The following is a 25,805-nucleotide window of genomic DNA, read 5'->3' on the forward strand; positions in this document are numbered from 1 at the left end:
TATTTTAGCCGGAAACAATAGCAGCGATATTGATTATATTGCTGCCTTATTAGTTTTACCTTATCCGATGAAATTACGATTGAATTACTGGCAACTCATTTTGTTATTTGCACCGTTTTGGGCAGTGGTATTTTCAAGCCTGCTGCCACTGTATGTACGGGAAAAATATCATTTAGATTTAAAAGTTTTTACCGCGATAATAGCCATCGATCTATTCCTTGCCGTTGGTTATCAGGCTTGTTTGGTTATCCTTTTCAATATCAGGCTAAAGGGCACTAAATGGATGATAGTACATACCCTTATTCCGGTAATATTTGCAGCAGTTTGTGTAATGGCTACCATCGCCTTTATGGTACACGGTTCCGAAAATCATAAACTACTCAGCGGGCCGGTACAAAGGTCAAAGGCCAGTTCAACATCGGGCATATTATCTATTTTTATGCTGCATATGCTTATTACCTTCTTTGTGGTAAATAACCTGTATGTATCCGGAAAAATAGCAAAGATCAAGAATATATCATTGCGCGAAAATCTTGCAGCAGAATTTGGTGAACCTTTAAAAAGAATATTTATAGTATCACTATTAACAATAGCCGGAAGCCTTCTCCTGGCTGCCGTTCTTGGGATTATTCGCGCAAGGTATTTTAATAGTTAAGAGAGTCATTCGTTACAAACAACCTAATTTCATAACTCAACAAGGCATCGATATTGATTATATTGCTAACCTATTAACTTAAAAGTTATCCATGAAAATACGCTTGAATTACTGGCAGTTGATATTGTTGTTTTTGCCGGCAGTTGCAGGCTTTGCTATTTTTAACTTACCGCATACCACGCAGGCAAACTTTCGTACTGTAAATTTTTTATTTAATTTAAATATTTGTTTGGCTATTTGCTATCAGGCTTATTTGGCCATTAATTTTTATAATAGAAATCCAAACAGATCGAAATGGTTTAATTTCAATACCTACATCCCTGTTGTTTTTAATATAGCCTATTTACTATATGTGTTTTACTCAACCTTTATAAAGCCCTATCATACCAATTTAAACATAGGACCAAGTAAAAGAATTCAATTTCACCCAACTAACATACTCATTGCATTTTTTTTTTGCATACCGCAATTACATATTTTGTTATAAATAACTGGTATGTATCAACTCAAATAAAAAAATTGACACATGAGGATGAACGGGAAGCTTTGACGTCAAAATTCCTGAAGCCTATGAAACAATTGATGCGGGTTTCAATAATTGTAATTGCAGGTAGCTTTGTTATATCCTTCATTTTGGATATCATGAGATTTATATAATTATTGAATATTGTTAATTCCAGCTTAGCCTGCTAATCGTGTCTGAACCGGAATTCATCGAATTAAAGAATTTTTAGAATTTTAAAATCCCTGGCAGCTAAATTCTGCCCATTCAAAAAATTCGTTTAATTCCGGTTCAGACTATAGCGATATTGATTATATTGCTACCCAATCAACTTAAAACTTATCCATGAAAATACGCTTGAATTACTGGCAGTTGATATTGTTGTTTTTGCCATCAATAATTGCGTCTCAAATGTCTAACATTCCTTACTCTTCCTGGCAAGCATATGAAATAATTAAAACTATATCAAACCTGCTCTTTGCCGTCAATCCATGTTTTATTGTTGGCTACCAGGCTTATTTAGTAACCAGTTTTAACAAGACAATTAATGGGGCAAAGTGGTTTACCGTGAATGCGCTTGTGCCTGTAGTTTTCTTGATCGCACATTTCATTTATGTTGTGTGGTCGACAGATCTCAAACCCGCGCATTTGCATAATGCGGTAGGCCCTATGGAGCAAGCTGATTTCGGATTTATCCCTAAAGTCATCACTGTATTTTTGGTACACGCAGCTGTTACCTTCTTTTTAGTGAACAACATTTATGTTTCCCGGCAAATCAAAAAAACAGCTGACGACGGCACGAAAAATCAGCTAAACCTGGATTTTATGAAGCCAATGAAAAGACTATCGAATATATCATACATTGCTTTGGCTGGTTTATTAATAATTGCAATCATAGCTAACATTCTGCTAATATGAGATTAGTGGCTTTATACCAAATCAGGATTAAGTACAATCGCAATTAATAATTGGAGTGACTAATGTTATCTGAAGCGGAATTTTTCACCCCTTGTTTGTTTTTAAGGGGATTCAGGAACGCTACGCCGTTTATTGAATTAAAGAAATTTTAGAATCTAAAAATGAGAACTTTAACCCCTGGTTTTGATAGTTTGACATTGTCGGGTATTATTGATAACATCATTCCTTATTTACTCCAGAACATGACTTTTAAACAAATATATCTGTTGATTTCATTTTGCTTGCTGACAATCACGTGCAAGGCTCAATTGACTGTAACAAGTATCGACAGTATTGCAACTACAATTGATACCATTAAAAATGCAAACCAAATGATTGTAGATGGTTACATCCAAACAAAGTACAAAAACGTTATTAAAAAACTATTTTACAATAACCACAAGCAAAGCTATACAGAGGTTTATAGTTACAACAAAAAGGTAAAAAAATTATTTACTGTCGTTCATCAACAATCATCATTTTCGCAAAACTTTTACTTTTTCAATCGCGAATTGATTCTGATCAAGTCGGAGCACTATGATGAACAACCCAAACAGGTAAACAAATATTACTTTAAAGGAGATTCCCTGTTATATAAAAAAGAATTCAACCATCCCGAAAAATCACCAATGAATTTATACAAACAAGGTAAGCGTTACATAGTCAATTTTGACGAGGCGCTAAAAATCGGATTAATACGGTAAAATCATCTTTTAAACTGAATATAACAAAAAAGGACAGCTACCTAAGCAACTGTCCCAATTATCATAATTCTGAAATTTCGGGCTTAAATATGAATCGCACGGTTTTCCGTAGCTGCCAAACAAGCCTCGCGCATCGCCTCGGTATAAGTTGGGTGGGCATGGCTAATTCTTGCTATATCCTCTGCCGATGCACGGAACTCCATCGCAACCACAGCCTCGGCAATCATATCAGCAGCACGGGGGCCAATCATGTGTACGCCTAAAATTTCGTCGGTAGTGGCATCGGCCAGTACTTTAACAAAACCGTCCAGGTCGCCGCTGGCACGTGCGCGGCCGCTGGCTTTAAATGGGAACGATCCTGTTTTATATTTTACACCGGCGGCTTTCAATTGCTCTTCTGTTTGGCCAACTGCGGCAACTTCGGGCCAGGTATATACCACACCGGGAATCAGGTTGTAATCAATATGTGGTTTCTGGCCGGCAATAATTTCGGCAACCAATGTACCTTCATCTTCTGCCTTGTGGGCAAGCATGGCGCCTTTAATCACATCGCCAATGGCGTAAACACCTTTAACGCTGGTTTCCAGGTGATCGTTTACGGTAATTTTGCGGCCACGTTCTTCAACAGTGATACCAATTTTATCTAAACCTAAACCATCGGTATAAGCCACACGGCCAACGGCCACCAGGCAATAATCACCTTTCAGTTCTTGTTTCTCGCCTTTAGGTGTATCAAAAGTAACGGTCACTTCTTTACCTTTTACGGTAGCGCCGGTTACTTTATGGCCCAGGTAAAACTCCATGCCCAGTTTGCTCAGCACTTTTTGCAGTTCACGGCCAAGGGCTTTATCCATAGTTGGGATAATGCCATCCATAAACTCAATTACCGATACCTTGGCGCCTAAACGGGCATATACCGAACCCAGCTCCAGGCCAATAACGCCGCCACCAATCAGCACCAGGTGCTTAGGCACTTCGGTAAGGTTTAAAGCCTCTGTCGAGGTAATGATGCGTTTTTTATCAATCTTTAAAAATGGCAATGCCGATGGTTTTGAACCGGTGGCAATAATTACATTTTTACCGGTTATCTCCGTTTCGGTACCATCAGCCTTTTTAACGGTAATGGTGTTTTTATCTTTAAATGATCCTACACCGTAATGGGTGTCAATCTTGTTTTTCTTCATCAGGTAGCTAATGCCACTGGTATTGGCATTTACTACTTCCTGCTTGCGTTTTACCATCTGGCCAAAATCGATGCTCAAATTTTCCAGCTTAATACCATGGGTAGTAAAAGTGTGGGCGGCGTTATGGTAATGCTCGGATGAATCGAGCAGGGCCTTGGATGGGATACAGCCCACATTAAGGCATGTACCGCCAAGGGTACTATATTTTTCGACGATAGCGGTTTTTAAACCCAACTGGGCGCAACGTATAGCGGCAACATAGCCACCTGGGCCCGAACCGATAACGATAACATCATATTGCATAGTAGTGTGTTTTATAGGACGGCAAAGTTAGTGGGAATTATTGAATTACTGAATTATTGAATTAGTGAATTAGTGAAAAGTAAAACTGCCTGGTTTCTTGTTTGCTAACCAGGCGCGGCGTTATAACATGGCGGAGACGACTCACCCGGCCGACGCTGCGCTGGGCCACCCTCTCTCCGGCTGAAGCCGCAAAGAGGGTTGAAGCTCATTTTTTTATTTTTTTACCCCTCTATGCGGCGCAAGCCGGAGAGAGGGGTGACGGGCGGAGCCTCGTCGGGGTGAGTCGAATCAATGCTTACGTTTTGAAATTATTTGTATTTTTATCTATGTCATCAATTATAGAGCTGTGCCGGCTACTTCGACAACGGGAAACACCTGCCGAAAAAGTTTTATGGCAGTATCTCAGGAATAGACAACTAAACAACAAAAAAAATTTAAGGCAATTCCCAATTTGTGTTCAATCGACCATTAAAGGCAATACTTACTATATCCCTGATTTTTATTGCGCCGAACTGAAACTTGTAATAGAAGCTGATGGCCCGATTCACCTGTTAAAAAAAGAATACGACCAAAATCGCGATGAGGTAATGCAGGCCCTGGGGTTGACTATTTTGAGGTTTAAAAACGATGAAATTATAGGCAATATAGAAGAGGTATTGAACAGAATTACTGCACATCTATAATGTTTATTGAACGCTGGTCACGACTCACCCGGTCGAGGCTACGCCCGACCACCCTCTCTCCGGCTGCGCCGCAAAGAGGGTGTAGGAAAATAAAAAAAATCTTTTTGCCCCTCTTTGCGCGAAGCGGAGAGAGGGGCAGGCGGGCGGAGCCTCGCCGGGGTGAGTCGTCGCCGCTGTGCAGTATCCGTTGTTTACTTTCAATGTATGTCAGATTTATGCTAATCGTAAGGTAATTGTTTTACGAAAACAGTGGCTTTGAACGCTGGTCACGACTCACCCGGCCGGCGCTGCGCTGGGCTACCCTCTCTCCGGCTTACGCCGCAAAGAGGGTTGAGGAAAGAAAAACAACTTTTTAGCCCCTCTATGCGGCGCAGCCGGAGAGAGGGGCAGGCGGGCGCAGCCTCGCCGGGGTGAGTCGTCTCCGCCACGCAATTCTTTTCACCCATTCTCATCAAATAAAATTTATATATTTATTCCCGAAAATGAATAACCTTGATGCCTTATAAACCCGGATTACATTTATTATCTGAATTCAGTACCGATAAACCTAACCTGTTACAATCAAGTGCGGCCTGCAGGCAGTTGTTTGATCAGCTCATCGATACCTATCAGTTAGCCAAAGTTGGCGAAGTTTACCACGATTTTGATGGCGGTGGGTTTACCGCTGTGGTATGCTTAACTGAATCGCATATGTCTATCCATACCTGGCCCGAGTATGGGATAGCCACTTTTGATGTGTTTTTATCTAACTATCAAAAAGAGAACGACGATAAGGCACGCGCTATTTACCAGGGTGTTATCACTTTTTTTGAAGGCGTGGAAATACAGAAAAACGAAGTAAAAAGGTAATATGGCAGCTACACTAAACCCCAAAGCGTTCCCTTTTTCGAGCGAGATAACCTGCCCCGGTTGCCAGCACAGTATTACTTTGTATGATCAGATAGGCTGTGAGGCTGTAGTTTGTTCTCAATGCCGGTCTTACCTGCTTTTTAATGATGCGGGCAGGCCTTATGTTGAGGAGAAAATTCACGTTTTAAAATTTAAGCCTGTTATGCCGTTAGGCACTACAGGTACATTAAAAGGTGTGGAGTACAAGCTGATTGCCTACCTGGAAAAGAAGGAGGGGGCAACCAGGTACGAGTGGCGCGAATACATGCTATATAACTACGCCAAAGGCTATGCTTTTTTATCGGAGTATGATGGCCACTGGAGCCTGATAGCCGGCGCCAGTTTTTACCCCGATTTGGCAAAGGTAAATAGTATTTATGGCAACGAGGCCGAATATGACGGCAATACCTATCTTAAATATAACGCTTACAGCCCGGTTATAACGGCCATGATAGGCGAGTTCGACTGGGATATATTCTCCGAAAAATTAAGGGCTAAAGAGTTCATAGATCCGCCTTATATGCTTACCAGCGAGGAAAACATCAAAAAGTATGTTACCGATTGGTACCTGGGCGAATACCTGGAAGAGGTGGAAATAGCGGCAGCTTTTAATATACCTGTTGAAAGCTTTCCCGAAAAAATTGGTATTGGTGCAAACCAGCCATCAAAATACAAAGCCAGGTGGCTGGCCGCTTATAAAATAAGCGGCATTGCCGCATTAGCGTTCCTGCTGGTGCAGCTTTCTGTTATTTGGCTTAGGCCCGAAAAGGTATTACTATCTGATACTTATGCGTTAGCTATGCCTCCCCATGTGCCGGATACGTCAAAACATGTAAGCACCGCGCTTGATTCTTTAAGAAACCGCACAGCGCCTGCGCCGGCCGATTCCTTAAACTCCTTTGCCCCTGATGCTAATGGCAATTATGAGTTTAAGTCCTTTAAAACCCCCACATTTATAATACCTGATGGACCTGTACCTTTAGAGTTTGAGTTGAACTCGCAGGTTGATAACAACTGGCTATCGGCAACGGTGGAGCTAGTAAGCGAAAAGGACAACCAAACCTGGAGCATATCAAAGGATATTGAGTATTATCATGGTTATGAGGACGGCGAAAGCTGGTCGGAAGGGTCATATACACAAACTGTGCTGTTATCAGAGATTCCTGCCGGTAAGTACCACATCAACATTTATCCTTATGCAGGCACAAGGGACGTTTCATCGCTGTTTATTAAGGTTACAGAAAGTGTTACACTTTGGCGCAACGTGTTGGTTACATTGTTCCTGCTTTGCCTTTATCCTTTGTACTGCTGGTACCGGATGCGCAAATTTGAAACAAACCGCTGGATGAACAGCGATTTTTCACCCTATCAAAAAGATGACGAATAATGAAAATGGGAATCATAAAATCAAATGCAATATACATAGCCATTGTGGCTGCAATTGTAGGCTATTATTCATACGCCGCTTTTGATGGCCTGGCCTTTTGGCAAAGTAACGATGTGCAGCGCAACGCCAGCTATAATGGCACCGTAGCGCACTCGGGTTACGGGGTTAGGTTTTATCATAAATAACAGTCATGAACAAAAAACTTCCCGTTCTTTTACTCGTATCGGTTTTTATTATTGCCACCTGCGGGCTTATTTATGAGCTAATAGCAGGCACACTGGCCAGCTACCTGCTGGGCGATTCGGTTACCCAGTTTTCTACCATTATCGGCGTGTACCTGTTTTCGATGGGGCTGGGCTCCTGGGTATCCAAATACTTTGATAAAAACCTGCTGGCCTGGTTTATCCGTATCGAAATACTGGTTGGCCTGGTGGGTGGTACAAGCTCATCTATCCTGTTTTTAGTGTTTGAAAGTGTAAGCTCGTTCCGCATTATTTTATATGGGCTGATATCGTTTACGGGGATCCTCGTTGGTTTAGAGATTCCGCTGCTGATGCGCATCTTGCAGGATCGGTTTGAATTTAAAGACCTGGTATCAAAGGTATTTACGTTTGATTATATCGGCGCTTTAATAGCCTCGCTGGTATTCCCGCTGTTGCTTATCCCTTACCTGGGCTTGGTGCGTACAGCTTACCTGTTTGGGATGCTGAATGTGCTGGTGGCTTTAATAACCTGTATCAATTTCAGGCACGAAATTAAAGGGGCCAGGTACCTGCAAAGCGCGTCCATCATCAGTATGCTGGCCTTGCTGGTTGGTTTTGTGTATGCCAATACCATTACCAGTTTCTCGGAAAGTTTAACGTATAGCGATACTATCATTTTTTCGAAAAGTACGCCGTACCAGCGTATCATCATCACCAAAAAAGGCCGCGACCTGCGTTTGTTTTTAAACGGGAACCTGCAATTTAGCTCGGTTGATGAATACCGCTATCACGAGGCGCTCATTCACCCTGTATTACAGGCCCTGCCCGATGCCAAAAATATTTTGGTGATGGGCGGCGGCGACGGACTGGCCGTACGCGAAATTTTAAAGTATCCGCAGATTGAAACCGTTACCCTGGTTGATTTGGACAAGGAAATGACCAAACTGTTCCGCACCAATGATATGCTGCTGAAGCTGAATCGCCGGTCGTTATTATCACCCAAAGTAACCGTAATGAATGCCGACGCCTTTTCCTGGGCCCGGGCGCAGCACAAAACTTACGATGCCATTATTATTGATTTTCCCGATCCGTCCAATTACTCGGTTGGCAAATTATACACCAATACTTTTTATGCCATTGTAAAGCATTTGCTTAACCCCGATGGCATTATGGTGATACAATCCACATCGCCCTATGTAGCGCCAAAATCATACTGGACGGTGGAGAAAACCCTGCAATCAGTTGGCTTGCATACCGTACCCTACCATAACTATGTGCCCTCGTTTGGCGAGTGGGGCTATATTATGGCAATGACCAAGCCTGCATACAAAGTGCCCGATCACTATTTGCCGGGCCTGCGTTTTATGTCGAAAGCTTGCCTGGAGCAGATGTTATATTTTCCGGCGGATATGGCCAGGGTACCGGCGCAGGTTAACAAACTGAACAACCAGATACTGGTAAAATATTTTGAGGATGAGTGGTCGACCGTTTTATAGCCGCAGCAGCGGGATGAAGCCGACCAGTCGCCGCGGGTTTATTTTGCAGGCGGGTTTGGTTACCGGGGCCATTTTACTTAATGGCTGCATCCGCAGGTTAAGCGGCAGCAAACCTGAGTATGCCCATATAAAAGGCAAATTGGCCGGCCCCAACGCCAAAGCCGGCCATGCCCTGCGCGATAAACTGCCCATGCCGGCACCCACCACACAGCAAACGGTTAAAACATTAATTATCGGCAGCGGTATCTCGGGCTTATCGGCCGCAAGGTGGCTGTTAAAGCAGGGCGAAAAAGACTTTCAATTGCTGGAGCTGGAAGATCATGTTGGCGGTAATGCTTACTTCGGAACGAATGAAGTATCGGCGTATCCCTTGGGTGCGCATTATATCCCCATTGTAAATAACGATGATAAGCTGCTGGTTGACTTTTTGCAGGAACACCAGGTAATTACCCATTTTGACGAAAAAGGGCTGCCCTTTTACAACGAGTTTTACCTGTGCTTTGACCCCGAAGAGCGGCTACTGATAAACGGCCACTGGCAGGAGGGCATTGTACCCGATTTTGGTGTGACTGATAATGACAGGAAACAGATCATCCGTTTTTTTGCCCTGGTTACCCAGCTGAAAAACGCGAAGGGCAACGATGGTAAGTATGCCTTTGATATCCCTTTGGATAATAGTTCGGCCGATGATACTTACCGGAAGCTGGACAGGATATCATTTAAGGAATATTTGAAAGATAATGGCTTCGATTCGCCTTACCTGCTTTGGTATTTAAACTATTGCTGTAAGGACGATTATGGCACGCCGGCGCAAAATGTAAGCGCCTGGGCGGGGCTGCACTATTTTTCGGCCCGCAAAGGCACGGCATCCAACGCCGATCCCAACGCGGTAATTACCTGGCCCGAAGGTAACGGCTGGCTTATGAAACGGCTGCGCGAAACGGTGAAAGACCACATTAAAACCGGGCACCTGGCTTATGATGTCCAGGTAGCGGCAGGCGGCAAGGTGGCGGTAAAGGTGCTCGACCTTAAGCAAAATACATCCGCAGTTATTAATGCGGATAAGGTGATTATGGCATCACCGCAGTATGTTAACCAAAAACTATTAAAAAATGCGGCCAGGCCGGGGTTTGATGTGAGTAAGCTGCATTATTCGCCATGGCTTATTGCCAATATTACGGTTAATAAATTACCCTCGGCAGCCAAGGGAATGGTGCTGTGCTGGGATAATGTGGCCTACAACACGGCATCGGTAGGGTACGTGAATGCCAACCAGCAGGATATTAAACTGGTAGAACAGCAAAAGGTGCTCACCTATTATTTGCCCCTTTGCGATAAAGAGCCCCGCATTGCGCGGCTGGCGGCTTATACCCGTACCTACGATCAGTGGATGGATATTGTAGTACCCGAAATGGAACAAATGCACCCCGGCATAACGGAGTATATTGAGCACGTGGAGTTTTGGCTGTGGGGCCACGGCATGATCAGCCCTTCGGTCAATTATATCTGGGGCGATAACAGGCAACAGGCGCATTTACCCATCAACAACCAGGTATTTTTTGCCCATACTGATCTGAGCGGGGTATCTATTTTTGAAGAGGCATTTCACCAGGGCATCAGGGCAGCACAACAGGTTTTAGCACATGAGCACGCAGCAATATAATAACAAGGAACAACCCTGGATAAAAAGCCGCCTGGTGGATGGCATTTTTATCCTGTCGCCCCCGTTTATTGCCTTACTCATTGTGGCGCTATTCCCGGCGCAGTTTAAAAACTCGGGCCTGATGCCGGTACAATATTGGGTGGTGCTTATTGTGATGATAGATGTAGCCCATGTGTACAGCACGCTTTACCGTACTTATTTTAACCCGGTATCTTTTAAACAGCAGCGGCATTTACTATTGGCCATCCCCCTGTTTTGCTACATAGGCGGGGTGATGCTGTACGTTGGAGGCGGCATTTATTTTTGGCGGGCACTGGCCTACCTGGCGGTGTTCCACTTCATCAGGCAGCAGTACGGTTTTATGCGCATCTACTCGCGCCAGGAAAAACAGGCACGGGTGTCCAGGTATATCGATAACGCGGCCATTTACATCGCTACCATTTACCCCTTATTATACTGGCATTTCACCGGCTACAAAAAAAACTTCAACTGGTTTGTCGATGGCGATTTTGTGCTGTTCCATTTTGACCATCTCCTGGTGGTTTGCAAGGCGGTTTACCTGCTTACTATTTTGTTGTATTTTGTTAAAGAAACTTGGGTTTTTATTACCACAAAACAGTTTAATATTGCTAAAAATGTATTGGTTTTTGGCACTTTTTTGTCGTGGTATTTCGGCATCATTTACTATAACGGCGATATGGCTTTTACTACCCTCAATGTGGTTTCGCACGGCATTCCCTACATGGCGCTGGTATGGATTTACGAGCAAAAGAAATTTACCGGCGAGGCTAAGCCCAAAACAACTTTCCTTAAAATTACCTTCAGCCGGTATGGTGTACTCTCCTTTGTGGGCCTGCTCATCCTGTTTGCCTATTTTGAAGAAGGCCTGTGGGATGGCCTGGTGTGGAAGGAACACGCTTCTGTTTTTAAACCCTTTGCCACCCTGCCCACCATCAACAGCGACATGCTGCTGGCGCTTATTGTACCCCTGCTGGCGCTACCACAATCTACGCATTATGTATTGGACGGTTTTATCTGGAAGATGAAGAAACAGGATGCCGCTGGTAGCGGAGTGTTTTAAAATCGCCCTTTTGCGATATTGATATAAAAGGTGGCCCAAGATGGCGCAAAAGTATACCACTGGTACACCAGCAGTACTCCAAAAGAACTCCCGAAGTATCTGGGAGGGATTGCCAAGGTGTGGTAAATTTATATTAGCCGTAAATCCGTAAAATATGCGCAATTTACCATACGTGGTTAGGGTATAGATATTCCGAACACTTAAGTTATTTTATATCAGCATCTTAAGTGTTCGGCTAAAAACACGAACGCATCCTCACTCCAAACCGAACACCCAAACTTACCCCTTAGGTATAAACTTCTTCAGCGACATGATATACCCGGCATGCAAACCCTCATGAAAAGGCAAAAATGCCACCGCCGTATCTATCGAATCAAGCTCGACACCATATCGGGTGGTCCAGGCAGGGTAATTGGTGAAAATGCCTTTATCCAGGTCGGTTTCCAGTTGCTCTATGGTGGATACGAATAGATCTTTGATGGTAGCGATATCTTCTTCGCCTACAAAATCAGCAGGTTTAGTATCGGGGCGATAGGGGGTGTAGAATTTATCCTCGGTAACAATAGGCAAACCCGCGCGGGTATAGCAAATACCCTGCTGCGCCGATATCATGTGTGCTAAGTTCCAGATAATGTTGTTGTTGAATCCCGGTGGCACCAGGTTCAGTTGTTCGGCGCTAAGGTCTTTAATGGCGTTAAGTACCATGAGGCGGGGTTTCAGTACAATTTCTATCGATTTACGCATTTGAGCTATTTTTAGTTGGTTTATCGCCCGGCTAAAGTATGAAGATTTGGTGTATTATTTTATCAAATTACTTAATGGTGATAGTGTAGCTTTAGGTGTTTAGGCTTTTATTATACCTTTGCGGCTTCTGTTACGTTAGCTAAATACCGCTTGATTTACAACATCAAAAGATATGATTAAAAAGATTTACATACTCGTCATCTTCACTATAGTTACTACAACCGCCGCCCTGGCGCAGGAACAAACCATCGATATTCATTTTAATGCTCTGGGCTTTTTAGATAATCGTGAGTACAAGGCTTTTATTCCGCGCTCGCGCACCTATAGCGGCATGCGTACCGAGCTTGATTTAGGCTGGAATATTGATAGCCTAAACCATTTTGTTTTTGGGGCCAACGGCATTCATGAGTTTGGCGCCAAACCTTACTTTTTAAAAGTAAACCCGGTAGCCTATTATAATTTTACCGGTAAAAGCTGGCTGTTTTATGCCGGTGCTTTCCCCCGCGAAGGTTTGCTTGACGATTATCCGCGCGCTATTTTGAACGATACGCTGCGCTACTATCGGCCTAATATTGAGGGTTTGCTGGCACGTGTGCACAACGAGCATTTTACCGAAACCGGCTGGATTGACTGGGTAAGCCGCCAAACCCAAACCGACAGGGAACAGTTTTTATTCGGTTTTTCGGGTAAGTATAAGCCATCGGTTAAAGGCCCGTTTTATGTATCGCATTATTTTATGCTGATGCATGATGCCGGTGCCGAAATTGCCGTTCCTAATGATAATATAAGGGATAACGGTGCAGGGCAAATAAGATTAGGCTTAGACTTTAGTCATAAAACCTTTTTAGATTCGTTATCAGTTGAAGCCGGTGGTATGATGTCATTAGAGCGGGTACGAGGTGTAGATGGGTTTCATAAACCGGCGGGATTTGTTGCAAACCTTTATTTGAGCTACCACAAGTTTGCCTTGTTTGATGAATTTTACAAAGGCCAGGGGCATGAAATTACCTACGGCGATTCGTGGTTTGAGAAGAAAACGTATAACCGGATGGATATCATCTGGACGCCATTTTTATATAACCGGGTAAAGGGACAGTTTATTTTAAGCTTCCACCAAACACCGGGTTTCAGGATGAGTAACCAGGAAGCCTTCAGGATAACTGTTGACCTGGGCCGCAAAACATTGATCAGGATAAAAGATTAGTGAGTGGTTTATTGGGTTGATTAGGTGAGTGGTTGAATTTTTTATTATAAAATATATACATCTATGCAGTTGAAGAGAAAGTTATTAGTTTTTGCCGCTTTATTGTTAATGATACCTGCCCGGTTATTTGCGCAGGATAACCAGTTTTCGGGTTGGGCAGCAGTGTTCCACTCGCAAAAACTATCCGAACATTGGGGCTACTCGTTCGACGGACAACTACGCTCACATGACGAGCTGAGTTACCTGAAACATATTTTGCTGCGCCCATCGGCCAATTACTACTTTGCCAAAAACAAGGTTGGCGCTTTGGGTTATGCCTACATAGCCACCTATGGCCGCACCACTGCAGGTGATCACACCTTTCGCCCGGAAAGCCGTATCTGGCAGCAATATACTTATACCCATAAGCTTACTAAGAATGTTAACCTGGCGCACCGTTTCCGTTTGGAGCAGCGTTTTTTGGGTAATACAGCAGCTACCAAGAATGACCATTATTTTGCCCAACGCTTCAGATATTTTGCACGGGCCATTGTGCCTTTGAAAAAGGATTCGGCTGTGTTTGCACAAGGGCCGTTTGTTGCCTTACAAAACGAGGTGTTTGTAAACATCCAAAACAAAAACAAAGTAAACAAACACTTTTTCGACCAAAACCGCGCCTATGTAGCCATTGGTTATCGCATTAACAAAATGATTGATGTGGAAACCGGCTACCTTAACCAATACATAAAACAAGCCGAAGCCTACACAATTAACCACGTAGCGCAGTTGGCGTTTTATACAAGGTTTTAAAGCCTCACCCCGGCCCTCTCCAAAGGCTACCCCTTACCCAAATTTTAAATAAAGTGGGTTAAAACTGATATTTGGAAAAATAATTCTATGCATCAGGTAAGTATAAAGGATTTCCCAGATTTGGATCTTGGCGATATTCGTCGGAATGAGCGTTTTGTATCTATAATTAATAATTTAAGCAGTAACCCTGGCAGCAGTATTCCAGGGCAGAATGGTGGCTGGTATTCTACGAAGGCTACCTATGAGTTTTACAAGAATGAAGATGTAAGCCTTCAGGCACTTGAGCAAATTATATCAAGTTATGGAAGCAGCCAGGTTGCTGGAACAGATAAAGTATTGGTTGCTCATGATTTTTGCCAGATTAGTTATAATGATAGTGCAGCATCGGGTCTCGGATATCTGGCTAATACGGAGGCAAGGGGCATTATCGCTTACAACAGTATAGCTATCAGCACCACAGGAGTTCCCCTATCATTACTTTATCAGCATAATTTCGTACGTCCATTAGAAGAATTGGGCAAGTCTAAAAAGAGATCATATACACCCTTTGAAGATAAAGAGAGTTATCATTGGTATAAGGGAATAACTACAGTCAACGAGCTTTTAGGGAATACCATACACAAAATACACATCGCAGACAGGGAAGCAGATATCTATGAATTGTTCTTTTGCGCTTATGAAGAAAATACCGATTTACTAATCCGGGCAAAGCATAATCGTAAGCTAAATGATAAAAGCCTGCTTTGGGATGCAGTTGCAGCGGAGCCCTTAGCAGCAAAAACAACATTGAATATCCCGGATAAAACAGGTAAAAAGACAGCTGCAATTGAAGTTGAAATCCGTTATCACCAAATAGAAATACTTCGTCCTCAGGGAAGCAGTAATCAATATGAAAGCGTGTCGATGTCAGCCATTGAACTTAAACAGATTTCAGCAAAGCAAGACTGGCAGGAAGAGGTGCTGTATTGGAAACTATTGACTACTTTACCGGTTAACACCGTAACAGAAGCTCTGCAATGTGTAAAATGGTATTGTTACAGGTGGCTGATAGAGCGTTTTCATTACGTGCTTAAAAGTGGTACACAGGTAGAAGAATTACAGCTAAAGAAAGCCTCTTCTTTGCAAAAAGCGATACACTTATACAGCATATCGGCTATGCGGATGATGCAGTTGGTTTATCAGTCAAGACAAAGCCCAAATGTGAGTTGCGAGCTTGTACTGACTAAAGACCAATGGGTTGTTCTGTACATGCTAATACACAAATCGAATAAAGTGACAAGCCAACCGCCGACATTAGCAGAAGCCGCCGCATGGATAGGTAAACTGGGAGGGCATCTGGGTAGAAAATCTGATGGACCTCCCGGTTTAAAAGCTATATGGACCGGTTACCGACGATTGATCGACGCTGTGAAAACTTATCAAATCTTGAATCAACAAAATTTGGGTAAGGGGTAGCTCCAAAGGAGAGGGAGGAAAAAACAATATTGAAAATAGAAAAAGCGATGAGTTCAATTCATCGCTTTTTCTTTTAGTTCTCCATGCAAATCAAAAAGCCCTCTCCTTTGGAGCTACCCCTTACCCAAATTTTGTTGATTCAAGATTTGATAAGTTTTCACAGCGTCGATCAATCGTCGGTAACCGGTCCATATAGCTTTTAAACCGGGAGGTCCATCAGATTTTCTACCCAGATGCCCTCCCAGTTTACCTATCCATGCGGCGGCTTCTGCTAATGTCGGCGGTTGGCTTGTCACTTTATTCGATTTGTGTATTAGCATGTACAGAACAACCCATTGGTCTTTAGTCAGTACAAGCTCGCAACTCACATTTGGGCTTTGTCTTGACTGATAAACCAACTGCATCATCCGCATAGCCGATATGCTGTATAAGTGTATCGCTTTTTGCAAAGAAGAGGCTTTCTTTAGCTGTAATTCTTCTACCTGTGTACCACTTTTAAGCACGTAATGAAAACGCTCTATCAGCCACCTGTAACAATACCATTTTACACATTGCAGAGCTTCTGTTACGGTGTTAACCGGTAAAGTAGTCAATAGTTTCCAATACAGCACCTCTTCCTGCCAGTCCTGCTTTGCTGAAATCTGTTTAAGTTCAATGGCTGACATCGACACGCTTTCATATTGATTACTGCTTCCCTGAGGACGAAGTATTTCTATTTGGTGATAACGGATTTCAACTTCAATTGCAGCTGTCTTTTTACCTGTTTTATCCGGGATATTCAATGTTGTTTTTGCTGCTAAGGGCTCCGCTGCAACTGCATCCCAAAGCAGGCTTTTATCATTTAGCTTACGATTATGCTTTGCCCGGATTAGTAAATCGGTATTTTCTTCATAAGCGCAAAAGAACAATTCATAGATATCTGCTTCCCTGTCTGCGATGTGTATTTTGTGTATGGTATTCCCTAAAAGCTCGTTGACTGTAGTTATTCCCTTATACCAATGATAACTCTCTTTAGCTTCAAAGGGTGTATATGATCTCTTTTTAGACTTGCCCAATTCTTCTAATGGACGTACGAAATTATGCTGATAAAGTAATGATAGGGGAACTCCTGTGGTGCTGATAGCTATACTGTTGTAAGCGATAATGCCCCTTGCCTCCGTATTAGCCAGATATCCGAGACCCGATGCTGCACTATCATTATAACTAATCTGGCAAAAATCATGAGCAACCAATACTTTATCTGTTCCAGCAACCTGGCTGCTTCCATAACTTGATATAATTTGCTCAAGTGCCTGAAGGCTTACATCTTCATTCTTGTAAAACTCATAGGTAGCCTTCGTAGAATACCAGCCACCATTCTGCCCTGGAATACTGCTGCCAGGGTTACTGCTTAAATTATTAATTATAGATACAAAACGCTCATTCCGACGAATATCGCCAAGATCCAAATCTGGGAAATCCTTTATACTTACCTGATGCATGGAATTATTTTTCCAAATATCAGTTTTAACCCACTTTATTTAAAATTTGGGTAAGGGGTAGCCTTTGGAGAGGGTTGGGTGAGGCTCTTACATCCTGCTCACATCGCCGCTTCCTATCTTAGAGCTGCTCACACTTTTTACACTGCCGGTATAATAAACATCACCAGATCCTACTACAGATGCCTCCAGTTTTTGGCTTACGTTCACCCTGGCGTCGCCTGATCCTGCAACACGTACCGAGGCGGTATTGGTTGTTAAATCCCTTGCGGTATAATCGCCAGAACCGGCTACGCTAATGTTTGAGTTATCTGCGGTACCGCTTAGTTTGATATCGCCCGATCCTGCCAGGTTCACATCCAGGCTTTTAACCCAAAGCTTGCCGCTTACATCGCCCGATCCGGTTAGTTTCAGTTTAAATGAACCAGCACGCAAACCTTCCCTGAATGATACATCGCCCGAACCTGAAAGTGATACGCCGTTTACATCTTTAATCGTAACGTAGATCATAATCTTTTTGTGACCGCCATCAAACCAGTGCCAGTCGTTATCGCTTTTGGTATAAATTTTAAGGGTGTTACCTTCCACTTCGGTAATAATGCGGCTGATAACATCAGAAGGTGCCTGTACTTTAACAGATTCTGTTGATCCCTGGGTAATAACCACATCAAACGAGCCGGCAACGCTTACCGATGTGAAACCAGATAAATGGCGGTCTTCTGTGTTTTGAGTAACCTCGTCGGTTGGGGTATTTGTTTTTGCAATTGTATAGCCTGCAGCACCTGTTATCAAAGCTGCAATCAGTAATATTTTGCTTAATGTTTTCATCTTAATTATCTCTTATGTAGCTATATGACGCAAGTTATTTGGCGAGGTTGCATGGAATTGTAAAATAGTTGATTGGGTTGGATTGAGTTAAGTAGTTGATTGAGTTAAGTAGGGACACGGATTGATCTGAAAAGAATATCCTTATTCTAACTTATCAACCCAATCCAACTCAATCCAACCCAATCAACTACTTAACTCAATCCAACCCAATCAACCACTCACCAACATCTACTCCACCAACACCCCAATATAATAATTAAATGTGTCAACTTCAATGTTATCCTTGGTTATGCCTTCTAACTCAAAAGGTTTAAACTCTTTTGTTGGGGTGATGAATTTGTAATCGCCGCCTTTTACGCGCACTTTAACCGGCATGGCAAAGTCTTTAGCGTCGGTGCTGGTCCAGCGGGCATAGCTTTTACCTTCGCGGAACATGATCTCGAGGATGGGGATGGTTTTGTAATGCAGGTATTGTTCAAATACTGGTGCAAGGTTCATGCCTGCCTCTTTGCTGATGTAATCAACCACCTGGTTGTAAGTTACGGTTTGGTGGTAGAATGTTTTGTTGAGGCCACGCAGGATACCACGCCATTTTTCATCGTCGTTAATAATCGTGCGGATCATGTTAAGCATGTTACCGCCTTTATAATACATATCGCCCGATCCTTCTTTGTTTACGCCGTAAGCGCCAACAATCGGTCTGTCATTTGCAATGGCCATGCGGGTGCCGTGTACATACTCCTGGCCGGCCTGTTTGCCGTAAAATGTTTCTACAAATAACGATTCGGAGTAGTTGGTGAAACTTTCGTGGATCCACATATCGGCAAGGTCTTTAGATGTAATGTTGTTGCCAAACCATTCGTGACCGCTTTCGTGTATTACAATAAAGTCCCATTTTAAGCCCCAGCCGGTTCCCGAAAGGTCGCGACCCAGGTAGCCGTTTTTATAATGATTACCATAAGCTGTGCCGCTTTGGTGTTCCATACCCAGGTGGTGACTTTCTACCAGTTTATAGCCATCCTCGTAAAAAGGGTACGGGCCAAACCAATGTTCAAATGCTTTGAGCATGCGTGGTGCATCAAGCCCCCATTGTGCTTTGGCTTTATCAAGGTTATAGCTTAGGGGCCAAAAATCCATGGTTAGCTTACCTTTTTCGCCATCGTATACGCCCTCGTAATGGGTGTAATCGCCAATATTGGCTTCAATATCATAGTTGTTGATAGGATTTGCCACAAACCAATCGAAACGGGTATAGCCATCTTTTAGGTCGGTTACTTTGCGTAAGCGCCCGTTAGATACATCTTTTAAGCCCTTAGGTACACTGATGCTGATGAGGGCGCTGTCAACCTCATCTTCCTGCTGATCTTTAGTTGGCCACCATACGCTGGCCCCCATACCCTGGCAGGCGGTTGATACCCAGGCATGGCCTAATGAATCGGTGTTATACTCCACACCGCCATCCCATGGTGCGCGCTTGGCAATAGTTGGGTTGCCCGAGTAGTAAACAGTAAACTCGTCCTTACTGCCCTTGCTGATGTTTTTTGGGAAGGTTAAAAACACGGCGTTAAACTCGCGGGTATATTTTAACTCCTGCCCTTTGTAAACCACTTTTTCAATCTTCAGGTTATTCCAAAGGTCAAATTGCAGCTTATCAAAATCGCTTACTGCGGTAAACTTAAACAGCACATTGCCGCTGATGAATTTTTTATCGACATCAAACTTCACATCCAGGTGATAGTAATTGATATCGTAACAGGTACGCAACGGTGTAGTTAACGATCCGCGTAAAGTATCGGCGCGGGTAAACTTTTCTTTTACTGTACCTAATTGTGCCTTTGCCGGCAAAACGCTTGCCCCGGCTATTAAAAGGCCGAGTGTGTATTTGTATAGATTTTCCATGTTCATAAGCCCCCTCTAAATCTCCCCCGGTAGGGGAGACTTTTTGATTTGTTATTGTTTGTAAATAGTTTAACTCTAAGCATAGCCCCCAGCCCCTCTAAATCTCCCCCGGTAGGGTAGTCTTTTGATAGTTATTTTTTTAAGCCCTCCCTACCGGGGAGGGTTTGGGTGGAGCTGGTGGGGCTTCTCAATCAACCAACACCCCTATATAAAAATTCAATTTATCCACCTCAATATTATCCTTATTTACTCCATCCACATCAACAGGGGTAAACCGTGTTGTAGGCGTAATAAATTTATACTCGCCGCCTTTTGCGCGCACTAATACCGGCATTGTAAAATCTTTTGCGTTGGCTATCCACCTGGCGCTGAATTTGCCCCTTACGGTTGCAAACTCCAGGATAGGCAAGTCTTTATAGCGCAGGTACTGGTCAAATACCGGTAACAGGTTTTTGCCCGATTGTTCGGTGATGTAGTTAACCACCTGATCGTAAGTGACGGTTTGGTGGTAAAAAGTTTTGTTGAGGCCGCGCAGGATGGTGCGCCATTTTTCATCGTCATTAATAATGGTGCGTACCATGTTAAGCACTACCGCGCCCTTGGGGTACATATCGCCCGAGCCTTCTTTGTTTACATTGTAAGGGCCAACAATAGGGCTGTCGTTGTTAATGCCTTCCCTTAAACCAAAGTTGTAATCCTGCCCGGCTTTTTTGCCCCAGTTATCTTCAATGAACAACGATTCGGAATAGCAGGTAAAGCTTTCATGGATCCACATATCGCCCAGATCTTTCCCGGTAATGTTGTTGCCAAACCACTCGTGGCCGCTTTCGTGAATAATGATGTAATCCCATTTAAGTCCCCAGCCGGTGCCCGACATATCGTAGCCCAGATAACCGTTTAAAAAATGGTTGCCATAGGCCGTTGCACTCTGGTGCTCCATGCCCAGGTGCGGGGTCTCTACCAGTTTATAGCCATCCTCATAAAAAGGATAGGGGCCAAACCAGTGCTCAAAAGCTTTAAGCATAGGTTTGGCATTGGCGCCGAAATGCTTTTTTGCTTTCTCTAAACTGGTGGGCAGCACCCAGTAATCCATGGTAAGTTTGCCTTTTTCGCCCATGTAGGTATCGCCAAAATGTACGTAATCGCCAATGTTGGCAACCACATCATAGTTGTTTATCGGGTTGGCCACAAACCAATCGAATTTGCTATAGCCATCTTTTAAGGGCGTAACCTTACGCAGGCGGCCGTTAGATACATCTTTTAATCCCTTGGGTACGCTGATGCTGATGAGCATGCTATCAACCTCATCGCTCAGGTGATCTTTATTGGGCCACCAGATGCTGGCACCCACACCCTCGCAGGCGGTAACCACCCATGGTTTTTTAAGCGAATCCTGTTTGTAAACAACGCCGCCATCCCAGGGCGCGTTTATGGCAATGGTTGGTTTGCCCGAGTAATAAACCGTGAACTGATCTTTACTGCCTTTGGTAACGGTTTTTGGAAAAGTTACAAACACTGCATTGGCATCGCGCTTAAAAGGCAGTGTTTTGCCCTTGTAAACTACTTTATCTACACTAAGGTTAGCAAACAAATCAAACTGCAGCAATGTAAAATCCTGTGTGGCGGTAAACTTAAACAGGTTGCTGCCGCTGATAGCTTTATGGTCGATATCAAACTTAACATCCAGGTGGTAGTAATTGATATCGTAGCATGTGCGTGGTGCGGTTAAGTTGCCGCGCAGGCTATCGGCATGGGTAAAGGCTTCTTTTTCCTGTAGGAGTTGCGCGTGGGCCGTTAAAGAAAATGCCGTGGTGCTTAACAGGAGCAGCGCGGTGTGGTATAGTTGTTTTATATTCATGTATGATACTGTATCAGTTAAAATAAGTAAACTCTTCTGTTTTGCGGATTAGTAACACAAATTCATGTCTTTGGTTGATGGCAAGGCAGCCATTAGCAGAAATCCACTTGTAATTATGCGGCAAAACCTTAATCCCTTCTTTATTGTAATAATTATATAATTCGCCTTCTTTAAAAACAAACACGTTTTCGGTCATTGACACAGGCTTTTGTTTGCTTATAAATAGTTGTTTGCCTCCGTTAAAGTAATGCCAGTAACGCCCTTTCTTCATCGCATAAAAAAAGGTATTAAATTGATTACCTGCCTCTGCCCCTGCAAATTGCTTGTATATAAATGGAACAGCAATATTACCATTGCTGTAAAGCGCTCCTAATTTGCCCCGTAAATTGGCAATAGCCATGTAATTATTAAATGTAAAGCCGGCATCGTAAATGGCAGCCGATCTCGTTTTTTTGCCGTCATTTAGTTCGTAATAAAATTTATGCCCTTCTTTAAAAAAATAAATCTGAGGTCCAACCGGTTCATCAAAAATAAACGCAGTAGTATCAAAACGAGCCTGATAATAGTTAAACCATTTAACCAATGCGTCGCCAGTACTGGTAATTATGTTTTTTTTCTCGGTTAGATCTGCCGGGTTTTCGAACGTGGGAGGGATTATATAATTTATTTGCTTGTCAATTATACCATATTTCCCGTTTTGTTTTATCAGGGCACATTTGCCTTCAAAGGGATATGCCTGGTCAAATAATTGTTCTGTTATTTTACTTCTGCTAACCGAATTTATGTAACCATATTTCCCGCCGCTGTAAACGGGAATTATAGAATCATTTTGAGTAAGACTGTATGAAAACCTCTCCAATATATTTTTGTCAAAGGGATATTTTGTGGTGTCAACCTGCGCAAAGCATGTTGTAGATAACAGCAATAATAACCCGGCAAAAAATATCTGTTTTATTTGAATCCTCGTTGTTGTCAAGAAAAATGAGAAAGCAAATAACTTCATCTTACAATGAATAAAATTTAATAATGATGGTGCAGTCAGTCAAAATAACAGCCTAATTTAGCAACATAATTGCTAACAAATAATTTAATACAACACTGTTACAGTAAGCAGCTAATAAATAGCCAATGTTAGCTAAAATACGACAGGGAAATGGCGTTTTAAATTTGATATAGGAAGGTAGGTAGCCCCTACGGGGCATAAAAATAAATTTGACATTTTTCTACAAACGGGTAGCCTCTACGAGGCAAGCGCCTTTATTAGTCATGTATCGTCCTAAAAAAAAGTTTACGGTTTTTTTAGATAATCCTGTTATGTATTTGCAGGTTGTTTATGCTGCCTCGTAGAGGCTACCCGTTTGTAGCAATATTTATCTAAATTCTTTTTGTGCCCCGTAGGGGTTACCTGTCTCGGCATTAAAAATCCTATTACATGACGTAAAAAAGTTTAAACGCGATTTTCCTGTAAAATAGGATAAAACCCGTCCCGATTTTATTCATTTTCGTATCATTGCAGCCCTTTTCAATTTTTAAAACTATGGCACATTTTCCGGCACAATATTCTACCCTATCGGCCATTGCATTAAAAAATTATATCGAAGCTGCCTATGGTTTGCAACTCATTAGCTGTAAATTTTTATTGCGCGGGGTAAGCGACACCTATATCATCGAGGCGATTGATGCCAAATACGTACTAAAGATTTACCGCGAACAGCACCGCTCGCACGATGAAATCCAGGCAGAGGTGGAACTGCTTAACTTGTTGAAAAATGGCGGCGCAAATGTAGCTTATCCTATAACAGCTATCGATGGCAGCCAGCTGCAACAATTCGACGCGCCCGAAGGTGCCCGCTACGGCATCCTGTTCTCATACGCCGAGGGTGCCCCGGTTATGGATTTAAACGACGATCAGTTAAAAACTATTGGATGGCAGATGGCTATGGTTCACAACATTACCTCGGTGGTCCAACTTAGTTATCCCCGCAGGGAATATAGCATTGAAACTACGCTTATCAATCCTATAAAAAGCTTTGAACCTGCTTTTAAAGATCTGCCTGATGAGTATGCTTATTTAAAAGATCTGGCAGGTAAGGTAGCGCAAAAGCTAACTTCGCTGGATACCGTTAACTTTAGCTATGGCTATGGCCAGTACGATTTTTTGCCCAAGAATTTTCATTTTGATGATGCCGGTAATTTAACATTTTTTGATTTCGACTTTGCCGGTAAAGGGTTTCTTGTTAACGACCTGATGTCGTTCTTCGTCCATTTTTTTATGCATGTATATACGGGTAAGCTTAAGGATGACGAAGCCGACCGGATGTTTGCTGTTTTTGTGGCTGCCTACCGCGAAACGAGAGCGCTGAGCGACGATGAACTCAAAGCCATCCCTTACCTTGGCGTTGGCTTCTGGATTTTTTACCTCGGGTTTCAATACGAACATTTTGACGATTGGTCGAACCCGTTTTTTGGGCCGAAGTTTATTAAGGATCGGGTTGCGTTGATAAAAGTGTGGGTGGATAAGTACTGTGAGGGGTGATTTATAGAATATTAAGGTTTTTTTAATTACCTCCCCACGGGCTACCGTGTGTACACATCTTTAAAACAAAAGAAAATGTCATTTCGAACGAGGTACGAGGAGAAATCCTATACGACATGCATTCAACCATGCAAATTTGCAAGCATGTCGCAGAAGATTTCTCCTCACCCCTCCTCTCAAATCCACCTCTGATTCGTTCGAAATGATATTTTTCTATTTATTGATAAGTTTCCAAAAGATGTGTACACACGGTAGCCCAACAGGAGGGGTGCGGTTGAAATGAGGGTAAAGGCCGGGAGGGGTTTATACAAGCGACGAGTAGAAAAGCGATTTGAACGTTCACCGCACGTGTCCCCACCCCTTCCCATTTCATGACAATTAAATTATATAATGTCTATGTATTTAGTAGAATATATTATACATTTGCATCATCAAACAGTTCTTTAATTTAATTATCAAGAAAGACGGAGGGAAAGGCCCTGTGATGTCTTAGCAACCTGTAAGCCCAATTGTTATAAAGGTGCTAATTCCTGTCCGCTAATAATTCGCGGAAAAGATAATGTATGTTACGTTACCGGCAGCTTTATAACTGCACCCATCATATCGTTATCGCCCAAATTTCTTGTTTTAATTAAGTTTCAGCGCTTTTAACCCTGCATTAAATGCAGTTAAAATTTACGTTATGAAAATTAAACAGCTACTCATCACCTGCTCATTATTAATAACCGGCTATTTTGCTGTTGCGCAAACCGCAACGCCGGCTCCCCTGCCCGCATCAACTGATCGCGGTTATATTGTTAAAACCGGCGAGCAGGCACCCGACGATTTTAAACTGGTGTTGGCCGATGGTACCCAAACTTCACTAAAACAGCTTCGGGGTAAGGTAGTTATCCTGCAATTTACAGCAAGCTGGTGCAGCGTATGCCGCCAGGAAATGCCGCACCTTGAAAAAGATGTATGGCAGGCCTATAAAAACAAAGGCCTGGTGCTCATCGGGGTCGACAGGGACGAGCCGCTTGAAAAAGTGCAGCATTTTCAGCAGGAAATGAACATCAGCTACCCGCTGGCGCTTGATCCGGGTGCCGATATTTTCGGGCGCTTTGCCAACAAAAAAAGTGGCGTAACCCGCAACGTGGTTATTGATAAAGACGGTAAAATTGTTTACCTCACCCGCCTTTATGATACCCAGGAGTTTGCATCGATGCTAAAAGTAGTTGATGCATTGGTGAACAATAAAACTGCATCTGTAAACTAACTAAAAGCTAAAAGCAGAAGGCTTAAAGTTAAACGCTAATTTTTAGGTTTGAG

General features: G+C 43.0%; 22 protein-coding genes and 1 riboswitch. Of the genes, 15 read left to right on the plus strand and 7 right to left on the minus strand.

The genetic code is table 11. The annotated features are described in order from the left end of the window. Positions 1 to 67 precede the first annotated feature (67 nt). The 3 genes from AC1RM2_RS10195 to AC1RM2_RS10205 all read left to right on the plus strand — a co-directional run bounded on the left by AC1RM2_RS10195 (position 68) and on the right by AC1RM2_RS10205 (position 2,818). Positions 68 to 655: a hypothetical protein gene (locus AC1RM2_RS10195; protein WP_492984999.1), complete on the plus strand. Its 588-nt coding sequence runs from the start codon at positions 68 to 70 to the stop codon at positions 653 to 655. A gap of 847 nt (positions 656 to 1,502) precedes the next feature. Beyond that, the gene (locus AC1RM2_RS10200; protein WP_492985000.1) at positions 1,503 to 2,075 is read left to right on the plus strand and encodes a hypothetical protein; all 573 of its coding nucleotides are present in this window, start codon (positions 1,503 to 1,505) and stop codon (positions 2,073 to 2,075) included. 161 nt (positions 2,076 to 2,236) lie between these two features. After that, the gene (locus AC1RM2_RS10205) at positions 2,237 to 2,818 is read left to right on the plus strand and encodes a hypothetical protein (RefSeq protein WP_492985001.1); all 582 of its coding nucleotides are present in this window, start codon (positions 2,237 to 2,239) and stop codon (positions 2,816 to 2,818) included. 83 nt (positions 2,819 to 2,901) lie between these two features. Here AC1RM2_RS10205 and lpdA read toward each other — a convergent pair whose 3' ends face one another. Continuing rightward, the gene (gene lpdA / locus AC1RM2_RS10210; protein WP_492985002.1) at positions 2,902 to 4,305 is read right to left on the minus strand and encodes a dihydrolipoyl dehydrogenase; all 1,404 of its coding nucleotides are present in this window, start codon (positions 4,303 to 4,305) and stop codon (positions 2,902 to 2,904) included. 326 nt (positions 4,306 to 4,631) lie between these two features. Here lpdA and AC1RM2_RS10215 point away from each other — a divergent pair, with 326 nt between their 5' ends. From AC1RM2_RS10215 to AC1RM2_RS10245, 7 genes are all read left to right on the plus strand, one after another. Beyond that, positions 4,632 to 4,988 carry an endonuclease domain-containing protein gene (locus AC1RM2_RS10215; RefSeq protein WP_492985003.1) on the plus strand — a complete coding sequence of 119 codons (357 nt, stop codon included), beginning with the start codon at positions 4,632 to 4,634 and terminating at the stop codon, positions 4,986 to 4,988. A 495-nt stretch (positions 4,989 to 5,483) separates the two neighbouring features. Next, on the plus strand, positions 5,484 to 5,837 hold the full coding sequence (locus tag AC1RM2_RS10220; protein WP_492985004.1) for an S-adenosylmethionine decarboxylase family protein: 354 nt from the start codon (positions 5,484 to 5,486) through the stop codon (positions 5,835 to 5,837). Position 5,838: 1 nt separating this feature from the next. After that, positions 5,839 to 7,263 carry a DUF4178 domain-containing protein gene (locus AC1RM2_RS10225; RefSeq protein ID WP_492985005.1) on the plus strand — a complete coding sequence of 475 codons (1,425 nt, stop codon included), beginning with the start codon at positions 5,839 to 5,841 and terminating at the stop codon, positions 7,261 to 7,263. Between the two features lie 5 nt (positions 7,264 to 7,268). Continuing rightward, the gene (locus tag AC1RM2_RS10230; RefSeq protein WP_492985006.1) at positions 7,269 to 7,448 is read left to right on the plus strand and encodes a hypothetical protein; all 180 of its coding nucleotides are present in this window, start codon (positions 7,269 to 7,271) and stop codon (positions 7,446 to 7,448) included. 5 nt (positions 7,449 to 7,453) lie between these two features. Further along, a complete protein-coding gene (locus tag AC1RM2_RS10235; RefSeq protein WP_492985007.1) occupies positions 7,454 to 8,962 on the plus strand; it encodes a polyamine aminopropyltransferase in 1,509 nt (502 codons plus the stop codon). A gap of 13 nt (positions 8,963 to 8,975) precedes the next feature. Next, positions 8,976 to 10,625: an FAD-dependent oxidoreductase gene (locus tag AC1RM2_RS10240; RefSeq protein WP_492985008.1), complete on the plus strand. Its 1,650-nt coding sequence runs from the start codon at positions 8,976 to 8,978 to the stop codon at positions 10,623 to 10,625. Further along, positions 10,606 to 11,706 carry a hypothetical protein gene (locus AC1RM2_RS10245; RefSeq protein ID WP_492985009.1) on the plus strand — a complete coding sequence of 367 codons (1,101 nt, stop codon included), beginning with the start codon at positions 10,606 to 10,608 and terminating at the stop codon, positions 11,704 to 11,706. Before AC1RM2_RS10240 ends, AC1RM2_RS10245 begins: the two co-directional genes overlap by 20 nt. Positions 11,707 to 11,985: 279 nt before the next feature. Here AC1RM2_RS10245 and AC1RM2_RS10250 read toward each other — a convergent pair whose 3' ends face one another. After that, positions 11,986 to 12,450 carry a DinB family protein gene (locus AC1RM2_RS10250; RefSeq protein ID WP_492985010.1) on the minus strand — a complete coding sequence of 155 codons (465 nt, stop codon included), beginning with the start codon at positions 12,448 to 12,450 and terminating at the stop codon, positions 11,986 to 11,988. Positions 12,451 to 12,622: 172 nt separating this feature from the next. Here AC1RM2_RS10250 and AC1RM2_RS10255 point away from each other — a divergent pair, with 172 nt between their 5' ends. The 3 genes from AC1RM2_RS10255 (at position 12,623) to AC1RM2_RS10265 (ending at position 15,898) form a co-directional block, all read left to right on the plus strand. After that, positions 12,623 to 13,654, plus strand: coding sequence for a lipid A deacylase (locus AC1RM2_RS10255; RefSeq protein ID WP_492985011.1), 1,032 nt, complete (start codon positions 12,623 to 12,625; stop codon positions 13,652 to 13,654). Positions 13,655 to 13,717: 63 nt separating this feature from the next. Beyond that, a complete protein-coding gene (locus tag AC1RM2_RS10260) occupies positions 13,718 to 14,443 on the plus strand; it encodes a DUF2490 domain-containing protein (RefSeq protein WP_492985012.1) in 726 nt (241 codons plus the stop codon). Between the two features lie 87 nt (positions 14,444 to 14,530). Next, positions 14,531 to 15,898, plus strand: coding sequence for an IS4 family transposase (locus AC1RM2_RS10265; RefSeq protein WP_492985013.1), 1,368 nt, complete (start codon positions 14,531 to 14,533; stop codon positions 15,896 to 15,898). A gap of 113 nt (positions 15,899 to 16,011) precedes the next feature. Here AC1RM2_RS10265 and AC1RM2_RS10270 read toward each other — a convergent pair whose 3' ends face one another. The 5 genes from AC1RM2_RS10270 to AC1RM2_RS10290 all read right to left on the minus strand — a co-directional run bounded on the left by AC1RM2_RS10270 (position 16,012) and on the right by AC1RM2_RS10290 (position 22,964). Then, on the minus strand, positions 16,012 to 17,379 hold the full coding sequence (locus tag AC1RM2_RS10270; RefSeq protein ID WP_492985014.1) for an IS4 family transposase: 1,368 nt from the start codon (positions 17,377 to 17,379) through the stop codon (positions 16,012 to 16,014). An 87-nt stretch (positions 17,380 to 17,466) separates the two neighbouring features. After that, positions 17,467 to 18,204 (minus strand): head GIN domain-containing protein, encoded by a 738-nt coding sequence (locus tag AC1RM2_RS10275; protein WP_492985015.1) that lies wholly within the window; start codon positions 18,202 to 18,204, stop codon positions 17,467 to 17,469. 228 nt (positions 18,205 to 18,432) lie between these two features. Further along, on the minus strand, positions 18,433 to 20,103 hold the full coding sequence (locus AC1RM2_RS10280; protein ID WP_492985016.1) for a M1 family metallopeptidase: 1,671 nt from the start codon (positions 20,101 to 20,103) through the stop codon (positions 18,433 to 18,435). Between the two features lie 187 nt (positions 20,104 to 20,290). Continuing rightward, positions 20,291 to 21,961, minus strand: coding sequence for a M1 family metallopeptidase (locus AC1RM2_RS10285; RefSeq protein ID WP_492985017.1), 1,671 nt, complete (start codon positions 21,959 to 21,961; stop codon positions 20,291 to 20,293). Between the two features lie 13 nt (positions 21,962 to 21,974). Next, positions 21,975 to 22,964: a WG repeat-containing protein gene (locus tag AC1RM2_RS10290; protein ID WP_492985018.1), complete on the minus strand. Its 990-nt coding sequence runs from the start codon at positions 22,962 to 22,964 to the stop codon at positions 21,975 to 21,977. 534 nt (positions 22,965 to 23,498) lie between these two features. On the opposite strand from AC1RM2_RS10290, the gene AC1RM2_RS10295 reads away from it, so the two are divergent. Then, positions 23,499 to 24,497 (plus strand): phosphotransferase enzyme family protein, encoded by a 999-nt coding sequence (locus AC1RM2_RS10295; protein WP_492985019.1) that lies wholly within the window; start codon positions 23,499 to 23,501, stop codon positions 24,495 to 24,497. A gap of 449 nt (positions 24,498 to 24,946) precedes the next feature. Next, positions 24,947 to 25,060: riboswitch (SAM riboswitch) on the plus strand. 119 nt (positions 25,061 to 25,179) lie between these two features. After that, positions 25,180 to 25,752 carry a peroxiredoxin family protein gene (locus AC1RM2_RS10300; protein WP_492985020.1) on the plus strand — a complete coding sequence of 191 codons (573 nt, stop codon included), beginning with the start codon at positions 25,180 to 25,182 and terminating at the stop codon, positions 25,750 to 25,752. Positions 25,753 to 25,805: the final 53 nt, after the last annotated feature.

The organism is Mucilaginibacter sp. GW822-FHT03E02, from assembly GCF_058801545.1.